Genomic DNA, 12,956 nt, shown 5'->3' on the forward strand with positions numbered 1-12,956 from the left:
GGCCGGCTACCCGTCGTCGCCTTGGTGAGCCATTACCTCACCAACAAGCTGATAGGCCGCGGGCTCATCCTGCACCGCCGGAGCTTTCAACACCCGCACAGGAGTGCGGGAGTATCATCCGGTATTAGACCCCGTTTCCAGGGCTTGTCCCAGAGTGCAGGGCAGATTGCCCACGTGTTACTCACCCGTTCGCCACTAATCCCCACCGAAGTGGTTCATCGTTCGACTTGCATGTGTTAAGCACGCCGCCAGCGTTCGTCCTGAGCCAGGATCAAACTCTCCGTGAATGTTTACCCGTAATCGGGTGCACACATCACGAGAGCGGAACCGTCAGGCGGAATAAGCCCGACCGTTCACAGCGTCCTCGCTGTATGTGTTCTTCAAAGGAACCTCGCCACCGGACAGAGTCCGATGAACGGGGTATCAACATATCTGGCGTTGATTTTTGGCACGCTGTTGAGTTCTCAAGGAACGGACGCTTCCTTTGTACTCACCCTCTCGGGCTTTCCTCCGGGCTTCCCTTCGGTCTTGCGTTTCCGACTCTATCAGACCGTTTCCGGGCTCGATTTCCTCGGCGCTTTCCAGGTTTCCGCTTCCGCGTTTCCCTTTCCGGCGGTTCCGACTTTATCAGAAGTTCCGAGCCGGGCTTACCGACTGCTTTTCCGATTCATCGGGAGCGTGGCTTCTTTGAAATCGATCTCTCAAGAAGCAGACAGACTCTCACTGTCACCGACCGGATCAGATCCAGTTCTAGGCAACTGTTCGAATCTACCTCCCCGACCGGTCCGTGTCAACGGCTCCTGTGGGGCGAAGAGGAGACTAGCAGTTCAGCGGGAGTGCCCGCACATCAGGCTGCCGTCGGGACTGAGGAGCTGCGTTCGGCCGCCTCGACGTCGCCCGTCTCGCCTGCGCGTAGGGCACGGCCGCCCAGGACGTAGACGTACGTCAGGAAGGCTCCTTCGGCGATGACGCCGATGGCGATGCGTGCCCACGTAGGAAGGCCTGACGGGGTGACGAAGCCTTCGATGGCACCGGAGACGAACAGGACCAGGGCCAGGCCGATCGCCATGCCCACGGCGGCTCGGCCTTCCTCGGCGAGGGCCGTGCGGCGCGAGCGTGGGCCGGGGTCGATGAGGGTCCAGCCGAGGCGCATCCCCGTGCCCGCCGCCACGAAGACCGCCGTGAGTTCGAGCAGGCCGTGCGGGAGGATCAGGCCGAGGAACGTGTCGAGCCGGCCGGCCGACGACATCAGGCCGATGCCGACCCCCAGGTTGAGCATGTTCTCGAAGAGGATCCAGAGGACCGGTAGGCCCAGGAAGACGCCCAGGACCAGACACAGGGCAGCGGCTTGGGCATTGTTCGTCCAGACCTGTGCCGCGAAGGCGGCTGCCGGGTGGCTGGAGTAGTAGGTCTCGTACTCGCCGCCGGGGCGGGTGAGTTCGCGCAGTTGGCTCGGGGCCGCTATGGAGGACTGCACCTCGGGGTGGGTGCCTATCCACCAGCCCAGCAGAATCGCGATCACGGTCGACAGCAGCGCGGTGGGAACCCACCAGTGGCGCGCCCTGTAGACCGCGGCCGGGAAACTGTGCCCCAGGAAGTGTGTGACATCGCGCCAGGAGGCACGGCGGGTTCCTGTCACCGCACTGCGCGCGCGTGCCACGAGTTGGCTGAGCCGACCGGTGAGCTGGGGGTCCGGGGCGCTGGACTGGATCAGGGAGAGATGGGTGGCCGTGCGCTGGTACAGAGCGACGAGTTCGTCGGCCTCGGCGCCGTTGAGACGACGCTGGCGGCGGAGCAGCGCGTCGAGGCGGTCCCACTCGGCTCGGTGGGCCGAGACGAAGACGTCGAGGTCCATCTGGTTGCCTGCTCCTCGGCTGCTCGTCGACTGCTGGTTGGGGATCAGCTTGTCGTACTGGGGCACGATGTGCCCTCAGCTTGGCAGACTGGCTGTTCCAGGGGCAGGGCAGGGGAAAGGGCGGCGGGCGTGAGTGAGCTGGTGACGGGCGAGGCGGTGGCGCTGGAGTTGCGCCCCGCGAGGCTGCCCAGCAGGGCGCTGGCGGTGTTGCTCGATCTGATCGTGGCCATGGCCGCCTACACCGGCGTGACCGTGGTGCTGATCCTTTCCACGGCCTCTTTGGATGATGCGGCCCAGATCGCACTGTCGATCGCGGCCTTCGTACTGGTGCTGGTGGGCGGCCCCATAGCCGTGGAGACGCTGAGTCATGGGCGTTCGCTCGGGAAGTTGGCGTTCGGGTTGCGCGTGGTCCGGGACGACGGTGGACCGATCCGGTTCCGGCACGCGCTGGTGCGGGGCGCGATGGGTGTGGTCGAGATCCTGATGACGTTCGGGGTCGTCGCCTGTATCGCCTCGCTCGTCTCGGCGCGCGGTCGGCGGCTCGGTGATGTGTTCGCGGGCACTCTGGTCGTACGGGAGAGGGTGCCCGCCGGGCAGACGGCCTTTGTGCCTCCGCCGCCGCCGTGGCTGACGGGACGTTTCGCGGAGCTCGATCTGTCCGCCGTTCCCGACGGGCTGTGGCTGGCCATCCGGCAGTATCTGACGCGGATGCAGCAGTTGGATCCGCAGGTCGGCTGGGCCATGGCCGAGCGGCTTGCCACGGACCTCATGGCTCGCACGGGTTCCCCGGCGCCCCAGGGTGTTCCGCCGGCCGCGTATCTGGCGGCGGTGGTGCAGGAACGGCAGGCTCGGGATGTGCGGCGGACCTTCGGGAACGCTGCGGTCGGGGGTGCACCCGTCGGTGGGGCGTGGTCCGGCGGGGCTGGTGTGCCGGGCGCGTTCGGCAACCCGGCGGTCCAGCCATCGTCAGCGCCTCAGCAGCCGTTCGGTTCCGCTCCCCCCGCGCCTGCTCCAGTTTCCTGGCAGCCCCCCGCCGCTCCACCGCCCACCACCGCGGGCGGCACGGAAGTCGAGCAGGTCGCGCCCGCCCCCAGCCCTCCTGACTCGTCGCCCGCCGAGCCTCGTCCCTCCACCGGATTCGCGCCGCCCGCCTGACTGGCCGGATCGTCTCCCCAAACAGCCCGTCACGACACCGCTCAGCCGAAGGCCGACGGCGGTGACTCCAACTCCTCCAGTTCGATGCCGGGTGCGGCGAGCACGACGTCTCCGGCGATGTGTACGGCGTGCTGTTCGCCCGTGTCCAGGGCTGTGACCTGGTATTCGTCCACGGTCAGAGGGCCGTTGTCAGTGCCGTGTGTTTCTCTTTTCAGCAAGGCCCAGGACTGGTCCATGGTGCGGGGGGCGAGGACCGGGTCCGTGAAGGTGACGAGGCGGACGCGGGTCGCTGCGGAGGAAGGGGTGAGGCGCAGGAGACGGGTGGTGGCGATGAGGAACGCGGGGGAGGTGCCGGTGAAGGCGTGGGCGCGAACATTGCCTTCGGTGGCATCGGTGCCGGTGGGGTCGGTGCGGACCCAGGTGACGCCGTCGAGAGCGGCGCCGCGCACCTGCCAGCCCGCCGCGTGGAGTTCCAGACGGATGGGGCGGCCGAGCTCGTCGAGGGTGAGGTCGACGGAGCCGCTGTGATCGCCGGATGGAGTGGTGAGTTGGGAGACGTAGCGCCAGCCCGACGGGCCGGGGGCGCACTGGAAGCGCTCGTCTGCGAGGGGGGTGTGGTCGTGCGGATCGTGGAGCGAATATCGGCCGCGGGGCATCGGGGTCCTGGGTCTTGACGGGCCGGTCCGGCTGAAGGAGCCAAAGGGGCAGGCCCCCGGCACGGGGGTGCGGGGGCCTGCCTCGGTGGACCTGGTCGCTGTGACCGCGTTCAGTGCACGGACGCGGTCGCAGCGGGCGGGGTCGCTGGATCAGTAGCGGTAGTGGTCCGACTTGTACGGGCCCTCGACCTCTACGCCGATGTACGCGGCCTGCTCGGGGCGGAGCGTGGTCAGCTTCACGCCGAGCGCGTCCAGGTGGAGGCGGGCGACCTTCTCGTCGAGGTGCTTGGGCAGCACGTAGACGTCGGTCGGGTACTCCTCGGGCTTGGTGAACAGCTCGATCTGGGCCAGGGTCTGGTCCGCGAAGGAGTTGGACATCACGAACGAGGGGTGGCCGGTGGCGTTGCCCAGGTTCAGCAGGCGGCCCTCGGACAGCACGATGAGGACCTTGCCGTCGGGGAACGTCCAGGTGTGGACCTGCGGCTTGACCTCGTCCTTGACGATGCCGGGGATCTGCGCGAGACCGGCCATGTCGATCTCGTTGTCGAAGTGGCCGATGTTGCCGACGATCGCCTGGTGCTTCATCTTGGCCATGTCCGCGGCCATGATGATGTCCTTGTTGCCGGTCGTGGTGACGAAGATGTCGGCCTTGTCGACGACCTCGTCCAGCGTCGTGACCTGGTAGCCGTCCATCGCCGCCTGCAGCGCGCAGATCGGGTCGATCTCGGTGATGATCACGCGGGCGCCCTGTCCGCGCAGGGACTCCGCGCAGCCCTTGCCCACGTCGCCGTAGCCGCAGACGACCGCGGTCTTGCCGCCGATGAGGACGTCGGTGGCGCGGTTGATGCCGTCGATCAGGGAGTGGCGGCAGCCGTACTTGTTGTCGAACTTCGACTTGGTGACGGCGTCGTTCACGTTGATCGCCGGGAACAGGAGGGTGCCGTCGCGGTGCATCTCGTAGAGACGGTGCACGCCGGTCGTGGTCTCCTCGGTCACGCCGCGGATCTCCGAGGCGAGCTGGGTCCACTTCTGCGAGCCGTCGCTGATGGTGCGGTTGAGGAGTTCGAGGATGACGCGGTGCTCGTCGTTCTCGGCGGTGTCGGGCGAGGGGACCTTGCCGGCCTTCTCGTACTCGACACCCTTGTGGACGAGGAGGGTGGCGTCGCCGCCGTCGTCCAGGATCATGTTCGGGCCGCCGGTGGGGGTGTTCGGCCAGGTCAGCGCCTGCTCCGTGCACCACCAGTACTCCTCCAGGGTCTCGCCCTTCCAGGCGAAGACCGGGATGCCCTGGGGGTTCTCGGGCGTGCCGTTCGGGCCGACGGCGATGGCGGCGGCCGCGTGGTCCTGGGTGGAGAAGATGTTGCAGGACACCCAGCGGACCTCGGCGCCCAGGGCGACCAGGGTCTCGATCAGGACGGCGGTCTGCACGGTCATGTGCAGCGAGCCCATGATGCGGGCGCCGGCCAGCGGCTGGCTGGCGGCGAACTCCCTGCGGATCGACATCAGGCCGGGCATCTCGTGCTCGGCGAGGGTGATCTCCTTGCGGCCGAACTCGGCCAGGGAGAGATCGGCGACCTTGAAGTCCTGTCGGTTGTCGACAGTCGTCATTACGAAGTGCTCCTCGGGGTTGGGGCGAGGTGGGTACGGCTGGTCTGCGCGGCGACGGACACACGAGTGCCCGAAGGAGGGCACAGGAATGCCCGCGTACGCGCAGCGCAGTCCGTCGGAGGCCCTCTCTCCCTCGGCCGGTCCGCGGTGGGACCGCCCGACCGCCATCAGCAGCGACGTCTGGCTCCGTCCCAAGCTACACCGGTGGGCCCTTCCGCCCCAGCCCGCTTCGGACAGATCCAGCCGAACTCGGACGGGCACCCGGTGTCGGAGCGGGTCCGCGGGAGAGCGGCGGCAGGATGCCTCCGGACGTCGGACGGGAGGGGCGCACGAGGGCGATCAGGGTCTTCGCGTCTTTGAGTCGGCCGTCGGACGTTGCAGGAGGCACGGAGGTCGGAGCCTCCGAGCGAGGTCGGTTGGCCGTTGCGGGACCGCACAGCCTGTTCACAGGCGCCCGCTACCCTCGGCGCCGCGGAAGTTCCGCATGGGGAGGGAACCGATGTCGGGCAAGGGGCGGGGATTCGGGGTCACGGCCGTCGTGGTGGGGCTGTTGGGGGTGGTGTTGGCGGTCGGCTCCCTCGCGTATGCGCGGAACTCCTACGGGAGTTCGACCATCAGCAGCCAGAGCATGGCGCCGACGTACAAGCCGGGCGACCGGATCATCTTCGAGAAGGTCGACGGCGGTGCGGTGCACCGCGGTGACGTGGTGCTGTTCTCGGCGCCGGACCGCTACGGGTTCACGGGGAGTGTGATGCAGCGGGTCGTCGGGGTGGGCGGCGACCGCGTGGTGTGCTGCACGGGTTCGGGCACGGACGCGCGGATCACCGTGAACGGAAAGCCGCTGGCGGAGCCCTATGTCAGCCAGGGCGATGTCGACGGCCTGCACAGGACGTACGACGTGCGAGTCCCGAAGGGGCGACTGTTCCTGCTCGGTGACAACCGTGCGGACGCGAGGGACTCGCGGTTCTTCGCGAGCGACCACGACGGGACGGTGGCCGAGTCGGCCGTCCGGGACCGGGTGACCGACGACCGTACGGCCGGTCTCCTCATCGGGACGGCCGTCATCGGCGGCGGCGTCCTCGCCCTGTTCGGTATCGGCCTGGGCGTCGCCGCGTTCGTCGTACGGCGGCGGAAGGCGGTGCCGGTCGCGCCGTGGCCCGTGCAGCAGGTCTAGCGCGCGTGCGGACTCAGTGCTCGGCGGGGTGCTGGGCCGGGCCTCCGGGGGTCGCTTCGCGGTCCGCGCCCTTGGAGGCCTCGGACTCGCTGTAGATGTCGGGTTCGAGGTAGATCACGCGGGCGATCGGGACGGCTTCGCGGATGCGGGACTCGGCGGCGTTGATCGCGGTGGCGACCTCGGCGGCGGTGTCGTCGTGCTGGACGGCGATCTTGGCGGCGACGAGCAGCTCCTCCGGGCCGAGGTGGAGCGTGCGCATGTGGATGATGCCGGTGACCGTGTGGCCGTCGACGACGGCGGCCTCGATCTTCTGGACGTCCTCGATGCCCGCGGACTCGCCGAGCAGCAGGGACTTGGTCTCGGCGGCCAGGACCAGCGCGATCAGGATGAGCAGGATGCCGATGCAGAGCGTGCCGATTCCGTCCCAGACGCCGTCGTCGGTGAGCAGCGCCAGGCCGACGCCGCCGAGGGCGAGGACCAGGCCGATGAGCGCGCCGAAGTCCTCCAGGAGGACGACCGGCAGCTCGGGGGCCTTGGCGCGGCGGATGAACTGGGACCAGGAGTGCGTGCCGCGCAGTTCGTTCGACTCCTTGATGGCCGTACGGAACGAGAAGCCCTCCGCGATGATCGCGAAGACCAGGACACCCACCGGCCAGTACCAGTGCTCGATGTCGTGCGGGTGCTTGATCTTCTCGTAGCCCTCGTAGACGGCGAACATGCCGCCGACCGAGAAGAGGACGATGGAGACGAGGAAGGCGTAGATGTACCGCTCGCGGCCGTAGCCGAAGGGGTGCTGCGGGGTGGCCTCGCGCTGGGCCTTCTTGCCGCCGATGAGGAGCAGCGCCTGGTTGCCGGAGTCGGCGAGGGAGTGGACGCCCTCGGCGAGCATCGAGGACGAGCCGCTGAAGGCGAACGCCACGAACTTCGATGCCGCGATCGCGAGGTTGGCGCCGAGTGCCGCCACGATCGCCCTGGTGCCGCCTGACGCGCTCATGTGTTCGCGGTGTCCCTTCGCCTTCGTACGTCTGTCAGCGGCCGTGCGGCCGTCTTTGCCCGTCCTTTGCCGGTGGGCCATTCTTGCAGCCCGGCCCGGCGACGGCTCGTCAGGTATCCACAGGCCCGGTCATACGATCACAGTGGCCCGGAAGACCGTGCCGGCTCCGGACACCTCGGCCTTGTCGCCGGCCGGGACGAACACCGACTGGCCGGGGGCCAGTTCGAACTCGCCCGCCCGCACCGCACCGGCCGTGCAGAGCAGGATCTGCGGGGTGTCCAGGGTGAGGTCATGGGTGCCGGCGCCCGCCGGGAGGACGTACCGGGACAGCCGGAACTCGTCGATGGGGGTCTCGTAGACCTCCTCGCCGTCGGGGGACGCCTCGGGGCGCAGCACCCCGGGGTCGCCGGCCTCGAAGCGGACGACGCGCAGGAGTTCGGGGACGTCGACGTGCTTGGGGGTCAGGCCACAGCGCAGGACGTTGTCGGAGTTGGCCATGATCTCGACGCCGAGGCCGTCGAGGTAGGCGTGCGGGATGCCGGCGCCGAGGAACAGGGCCTCGCCGGGCTGGAGTCGGACGTGGTTCAGCAGCATCGCGGCGATCACACCCGGGTCGCCCGGGTAGTGGTGGGCCAGGCCGGCGTAGGGCTCGTAGTCGCCGCCGAGGCGGGCGCAGGCGTTCGCCGTCGCGGTGACCGTGTGGCGCATCTCCTCCGGGTCGGCGGTGAGGATCGCCGTGAGGACCTCGCGCAGGGCGGCTTCCTCGGGGTGTGCGTGCAGGAGGTCGACGTACGGCTTCAGGGAGTCGACGCCGAGGCCGGCGAGCAGGTCGGCGGCGTGCAGCGGGTCACGGAAGCCGCACAGGCCGTCGAACTCCGTGAGCGCGCAGATCAGTTCGGGCTTGTGGTTGGCGTCCTTGTAGTTGCGGTGCGGGGCATCGATCGGGATGCCCCGGGTCTCCTCGTCGGCGTAACCCTCCTTCGCCTGCGCCAGGTTGGGGTGCACCTGGAGGGAGAGCGGGGCGCCGGCGGCGAGGATCTTCAGCAGGAAGGGCAGCCGGGGGCCGAACTTGGCGACCGCCTTCTCACCCAACTCCCGCTCCGGAGCCGCCTCGATGACGTCGACGAGCGTCCCGCGCGCGGTGCGCGAGGGTGCGCCCGGGTGCGCGCCCATCCACATCTCCGCCTGCGGCTCACCGCTCGGCTCCGCACCGAGCAGCTCGGGGATGGCGGTGGCGGAACCCCAGGCGTAGGGGCGGATCGTGTTGTCGAGGCGGTCCATGCGGTTCTCTACCGGTTCTCTCTGCGTACGACTTGGGTATGACGCGGATTCGCGCCCCGGGCGCCGCTTGTACGGCGGTCGGGGCTTCGACGACAAGATCAGGCGCCCGAGGCGAGCGCCAGGTAAACGGCGGCGAAATCCGTCATGGCGATCAGCTCCGCGAGGGTCTCCAACTCACCGCCGTCCTCGGGCTCCAGCTCGCTGACCGGCGTGTCGTGGCTCAGGGCCAGGTCACGGGCGGTCGGAGCGGCGGTGAGGCCGCCGATCGGACGGTCCCGGAGCAGCACCACGCGTGCGTGCATCACGGGCGCCTCGTCGACGCGGTCGCGGAAGAAGTCGTCGGGGTCGGCGCTGGCGGCGAGCGGTCCGGCCAACAGGGCGTTGTGCTCGGCGAGCGCCTCGGGCAGTTCGGAGACGAGCGCGGGGCGGCCGGCCAACTCCGCGAGCGCGGCGGCGAACCGGCGGCCCGCCGGGCCCGCAGAGGTGCCCTCCGTCCAGATCACCGGGAGCGAGTCGGCGAGTTCGGCGGCGAGGGTCTTCGCGGGGTTGCTGTACGTCGCGACGGCGGGCCCGCAGCGCTCGGCGACCTGGTCGAGGCGGTCGGCGACCTTCTCCAGGGCCTCCTGCGGCGCGCTGAGCAGGCCGGTGCGGTCCAGGAGCGCGAGCAGCGGGGTGAGCAGCGCCCAGAGGACGCCGGGGGCGGACGCGGCGAGGGGTTCGTCGTGTTCGTACGGCGCGGTCGCCATCGGCACGAACAGGCCGTGTGCGCCGTCCACCGCCTCGGTGAGGGGGCTGCGGGACGGGGCCACGGCGACGACCGTGCAGCCACGACGGTAGGCCTGCTCGGCGAGCAGGGACAGGCCGGGTTCGCTGCCGTCCGGGGTGGTGATCAGCAGCAGGTCCACGGAGCCCGCCCAGCCCGGGAGTTCCCAGCGCAGGGCACCGGCCGCGGGGGCCACGCCGGTGGGTGCGAGGCGGGTGACGGGGCTGCTGGCGCCGGCGAGCCTGCCGAGCAGGTCGGCGACGCAGGTGGCGGCGGCGCCGGGGCCCGCGATCAGGATGGCGCGGGGGCGGCCGTCCGGCTTCAGGTCGTGGACGCCGGCCTCGGCGGCGTGCCGGGCGGCGGTACGCACCCGGGCACCGGCCTCGGCGGCACCGCGGAGCAGGGCTCGGCGGTCGGCCTCGGCCAGTGCCTCCGGGGAGTCGAGCAGCGATTCGTCGAGCATGGGCGGCGGCCTCCGATCGCGTCGTCGTCGGTTACGCGGGGTGGCGGGCCTCGTCGACGAGCAGCACGGGGATGCCGTCCCGGACGGGGTAGGCCAGGCCGCAGTCCTCGCCGGTGCAGATCAGCTCGGTGTCCTGCTCCTTGAGGGGGGCGTGGCAGGCCGGGCAGGCCAGGATCTCCAGGAGGCCGGCTTCGAGCGGCATGGGGTGTCCCTTCAGGGGGCGGGTGTCTACGACGCGATGCGCGGAGGTGCCTGGTCAGGTTACCGCCGTCGGCACCACGCGCGCGGCGTGGGTGTCGGGCGCAGGCGTCGAGAGCGCAGCGCCCGCTGTCAGCCCCTGATGATCCCCAGCACCTCGTCCCGCACCTTCGCCATCGTCGCCTCGTCCCGCGCCTCCGCGTTCAGCCGCAGCAGCGGTTCCGTGTTGGACGGGCGGACGTTGAACCACCAGTCGGCGGCGGAGACGGTGAGGCCGTCGAGTTCGTCGAGGGTCAGGTCGGCCTGGTGCCCGTAGGCGGAGCGGATCGCCGTGAGGCGGGCCTGCTGGTCGTCGACCGTGGAGTTGATCTCGCCGGAGCCCGCATAGCGGTCGTACTGGGCCACGAGGGCCGAGAGAGGGCCGTCCTGGCCGCCCAGCGCGGCGAGGACGTGGAGGGCGGCCAGCATGCCGGTGTCGGCGTTCCAGAAGTCCTTGAAGTAGTAGTGCGCGGAGTGCTCGCCGCCGAAGATCGCGCCGGCCTTCGCCATCTCGGCCTTGATGAAGGAGTGGCCCACGCGCGTGCGGACCGGTGTGCCGCCGTTCTCCCTGACGACCTCGGGGACCGACCAGGAGGTGATCAGGTTGTGGATGATCACGCCCGTGCCGCCGTTCCTCGCCAGCTCGCGGGAGGCCACCAGCGCGGTGATCGCGGACGGCGAGACCGGGTCGCCGTGCTCGTCGACCACGAAGCAGCGGTCGGCGTCCCCGTCGAAGGCGATGCCCAGGTCGGCGCCCTCCGCGCGGACACGCGCCTGGAGGTCGACGATGTTGGCCGGGTCGAGCGGGTTGGCCTCGTGGTTCGGGAAGGTGCCGTCCAGCTCGAAGTACATCGGGACCATGGTGAGCGGGAGGCCGGCGAACACGGTGGGGACCGTGTGACCGCCCATGCCGTTGCCCGCGTCGACGACGACCTTCAGGGGGCGGATGGAGGTCAGGTCGACGAGGCCGCGGAGGTGCGCCGCGTAGTCCTCCAACGTGTCCCGCTTCGTGATCGTTCCCGTCGGGCCGGAGACCTCCGGGGCGCCCGAGTCCAGCCAGGACTCGACGAGTTCACGGATCTCGGCGAGGCCGGTGTCCTGGCCGACGGGTGCCGCGCCGGCCCGGCACATCTTGATGCCGTTGTACTTCGCGGGGTTGTGCGAGGCCGTGAACATGGCGCCGGGGAGGTCGAACGCGCCTGACGCGTAGTAGAGCTGGTCCGTGGAGCACAGGCCGATCTCGGTCACGTCGACGCCGCGCGCCGCCGCCCCGCGTGCGAAGGCGGCGGAGAGGCCGGGGGACGAGGGCCGCATGTCGTGTCCGGTCACGATCGCGCGCGCGCCGGTCACCTGGACGAAGGCCGCTCCGAACAGCTCGGCCAGCGACTCGTCCCACTGGTCCGGGACGACCCCCCGTACGTCGTACGCCTTCACGAGCTGCGACAGATCAGCAGACACGGCCAACCCTCCAGAAAGTCCCAACGGTCGCCCCAAACTACCCGTCAGGACCGGCAGTGCGACGTGCGGCGACCGGGCCTTCCACACACCGTTGCCTCAGCTCAGGGCGAGGGGCTGCCAACTCCGGGAGCGGAAGCGTCAGTTGTCCGGCGAGCGCAGCACCCGAAGATGACCCCGGCGGGCGACCTCCATGGGGTCCGCCGTGCGGGCCCCGCCTCCGCCGCCGGCCCCGGCCGCCCGCTCCTGGGGGCGGGCCGCCTCGCGCACGGCGTTGGCGAGCGCTTCCAGGTCGTCGCCGCTCGGGCGGGCCGGAGCGGAGCTGTCGAGCAGCCGGACGACCTCCCAGCCGCGGGGCGCGGTGAGGCGCTCGGAGTGCTCGGCGCACAGGTCGTAGCAGTGGGGTTCGGCGTAGGTGGCGAGCGGGCCGAGGACCGCGGTCGAGTCGGCGTAGACGTACGTCAGCGTCGCGACGGCGGGGCGGCCGCAAGCGGTGCGCGAACAGCGACGTACAGGGCTCACGACGTTGGACGGTACCGCACTCTTGAGCGGGCCGCGACGACTCTCCCCCAGGTCACCCCACCGTGTCGAGCTGTGAGACGCCCCACACGCACCTCCGGTAACACGCCGCTGACCTGCACGGATGACCCTTCCCGGGATCTCGAACGGGGTCACACCCGGTCACCACTCGGCACAAACACCGTCAATTGCCTTGAGAGCGACGGTCTTGGAGACATACGGAATCGAGCCCAACCTTGGCTGGAATGGTCATCCGGCGACATGCCGTACGGAGCACCCGGTGGCGGTGGCGTCGGGCGGGCGGACCTGACGGGGACTAGGCTTCACCGGTGATGGAGACCCCCGTACCACCCTCTGCCGCCGGCCCCGGGCCCCGCCGTCGCGATCGACACGGCCGGGGCATGCGCGGCCCGATCGCACCGCCCCAGGTTCCGCTGGCCGCGAGCCGCGCCGAGGCGTTCGCGGATCTGGTACAGGACTCCGTGGAGCGCCTGGAGCGACGCTGGCCGCAGTTGGCCGACATCGATTTCCTGGTCCTCGAAGTCCCTCGACTGGGTGGTGCGGGAGAGGGCTGGAACGACGAGTCGGTGCCCCTGGGGGGCACGATCGCCGCCCGTGAGGGGCGTCCCGCGCGCGTGGTGATCTATCGGCGGCCGGTCGAGATCCGTACGAAGGGACGCGACGAACGGGCCGCCCTGGTCCACGAGATCGTCGTGGAGCAGGTCGCCGAACTGCTGGGGCTCACCCCGGAGACGGTCGATCCGCGCTACGGGGAGGACTGACCTCCCCGCGCGCG

The 12,956-nt window shown here is 70.1% G+C and carries 12 protein-coding genes and 1 rRNA gene; 3 read left to right on the plus strand and 10 right to left on the minus strand.

The features are described 5' to 3' along the window. Positions 1 to 287 (minus strand): 16S ribosomal RNA (locus AB0M63_RS13635); the annotation flags it as partial. 560 nt (positions 288 to 847) lie between these two features. Next, positions 848 to 1,855 (minus strand): stage II sporulation protein M, encoded by a 1,008-nt coding sequence (locus tag AB0M63_RS13640; protein ID WP_366019920.1) that lies wholly within the window; start codon positions 1,853 to 1,855, stop codon positions 848 to 850. 129 nt (positions 1,856 to 1,984) lie between these two features. On the opposite strand from AB0M63_RS13640, the gene AB0M63_RS13645 reads away from it, so the two are divergent. After that, positions 1,985 to 3,010: an RDD family protein gene (locus AB0M63_RS13645; protein WP_366019496.1), complete on the plus strand. Its 1,026-nt coding sequence runs from the start codon at positions 1,985 to 1,987 to the stop codon at positions 3,008 to 3,010. Between the two features lie 41 nt (positions 3,011 to 3,051). Here the strand turns inward: AB0M63_RS13645 and AB0M63_RS13650 are convergent, their stop codons facing one another. After that, a complete protein-coding gene (locus AB0M63_RS13650; RefSeq protein ID WP_366019497.1) occupies positions 3,052 to 3,666 on the minus strand; it encodes a hypothetical protein in 615 nt (204 codons plus the stop codon). Between the two features lie 150 nt (positions 3,667 to 3,816). After that, complete coding sequence (ahcY, locus tag AB0M63_RS13655; RefSeq protein WP_355925082.1) at positions 3,817 to 5,274, minus strand: adenosylhomocysteinase; 1,458 nt, start codon at positions 5,272 to 5,274, stop codon at positions 3,817 to 3,819. Between the two features lie 499 nt (positions 5,275 to 5,773). On the opposite strand from ahcY, the gene lepB reads away from it, so the two are divergent. Further along, entirely contained in the window at positions 5,774 to 6,448 is a 675-nt protein-coding gene (gene lepB, locus AB0M63_RS13660; RefSeq protein ID WP_366019498.1) for a signal peptidase I, read from the plus strand. Between the two features lie 13 nt (positions 6,449 to 6,461). Here lepB and AB0M63_RS13665 read toward each other — a convergent pair whose 3' ends face one another. The 6 genes from AB0M63_RS13665 to AB0M63_RS13690 all read right to left on the minus strand — a co-directional run bounded on the left by AB0M63_RS13665 (position 6,462) and on the right by AB0M63_RS13690 (position 12,214). Beyond that, positions 6,462 to 7,442 carry a cation diffusion facilitator family transporter gene (locus tag AB0M63_RS13665; RefSeq protein ID WP_366019499.1) on the minus strand — a complete coding sequence of 327 codons (981 nt, stop codon included), beginning with the start codon at positions 7,440 to 7,442 and terminating at the stop codon, positions 6,462 to 6,464. A 129-nt stretch (positions 7,443 to 7,571) separates the two neighbouring features. Beyond that, positions 7,572 to 8,723, minus strand: a complete 1,152-nt coding sequence (gene manA, locus AB0M63_RS13670; protein WP_366019500.1) for a mannose-6-phosphate isomerase, class I — start codon at positions 8,721 to 8,723, stop codon at positions 7,572 to 7,574. 98 nt (positions 8,724 to 8,821) lie between these two features. Beyond that, positions 8,822 to 9,949, minus strand: coding sequence for an SIS domain-containing protein (locus tag AB0M63_RS13675; RefSeq protein ID WP_366019501.1), 1,128 nt, complete (start codon positions 9,947 to 9,949; stop codon positions 8,822 to 8,824). A gap of 31 nt (positions 9,950 to 9,980) precedes the next feature. Then, the gene (locus AB0M63_RS13680; RefSeq protein ID WP_019072213.1) at positions 9,981 to 10,151 is read right to left on the minus strand and encodes a Trm112 family protein; all 171 of its coding nucleotides are present in this window, start codon (positions 10,149 to 10,151) and stop codon (positions 9,981 to 9,983) included. A 128-nt stretch (positions 10,152 to 10,279) separates the two neighbouring features. Beyond that, a complete protein-coding gene (locus AB0M63_RS13685; RefSeq protein WP_366019502.1) occupies positions 10,280 to 11,644 on the minus strand; it encodes a phosphomannomutase/phosphoglucomutase in 1,365 nt (454 codons plus the stop codon). 138 nt (positions 11,645 to 11,782) lie between these two features. Then, complete coding sequence (locus tag AB0M63_RS13690; protein WP_078532602.1) at positions 11,783 to 12,214, minus strand: DUF3499 domain-containing protein; 432 nt, start codon at positions 12,212 to 12,214, stop codon at positions 11,783 to 11,785. A gap of 278 nt (positions 12,215 to 12,492) precedes the next feature. Here AB0M63_RS13690 and AB0M63_RS13695 point away from each other — a divergent pair, with 278 nt between their 5' ends. Continuing rightward, the gene (locus tag AB0M63_RS13695) at positions 12,493 to 12,942 is read left to right on the plus strand and encodes a metallopeptidase family protein (RefSeq protein ID WP_355925091.1); all 450 of its coding nucleotides are present in this window, start codon (positions 12,493 to 12,495) and stop codon (positions 12,940 to 12,942) included. The last annotated feature ends 14 nt before the right edge of the window (positions 12,943 to 12,956 follow it).

It is taken from the genome of Streptomyces sp. NPDC051576 (assembly GCF_040681835.1).
GTDB lineage: Bacteria > Actinomycetota > Actinomycetes > Streptomycetales > Streptomycetaceae > Streptomyces.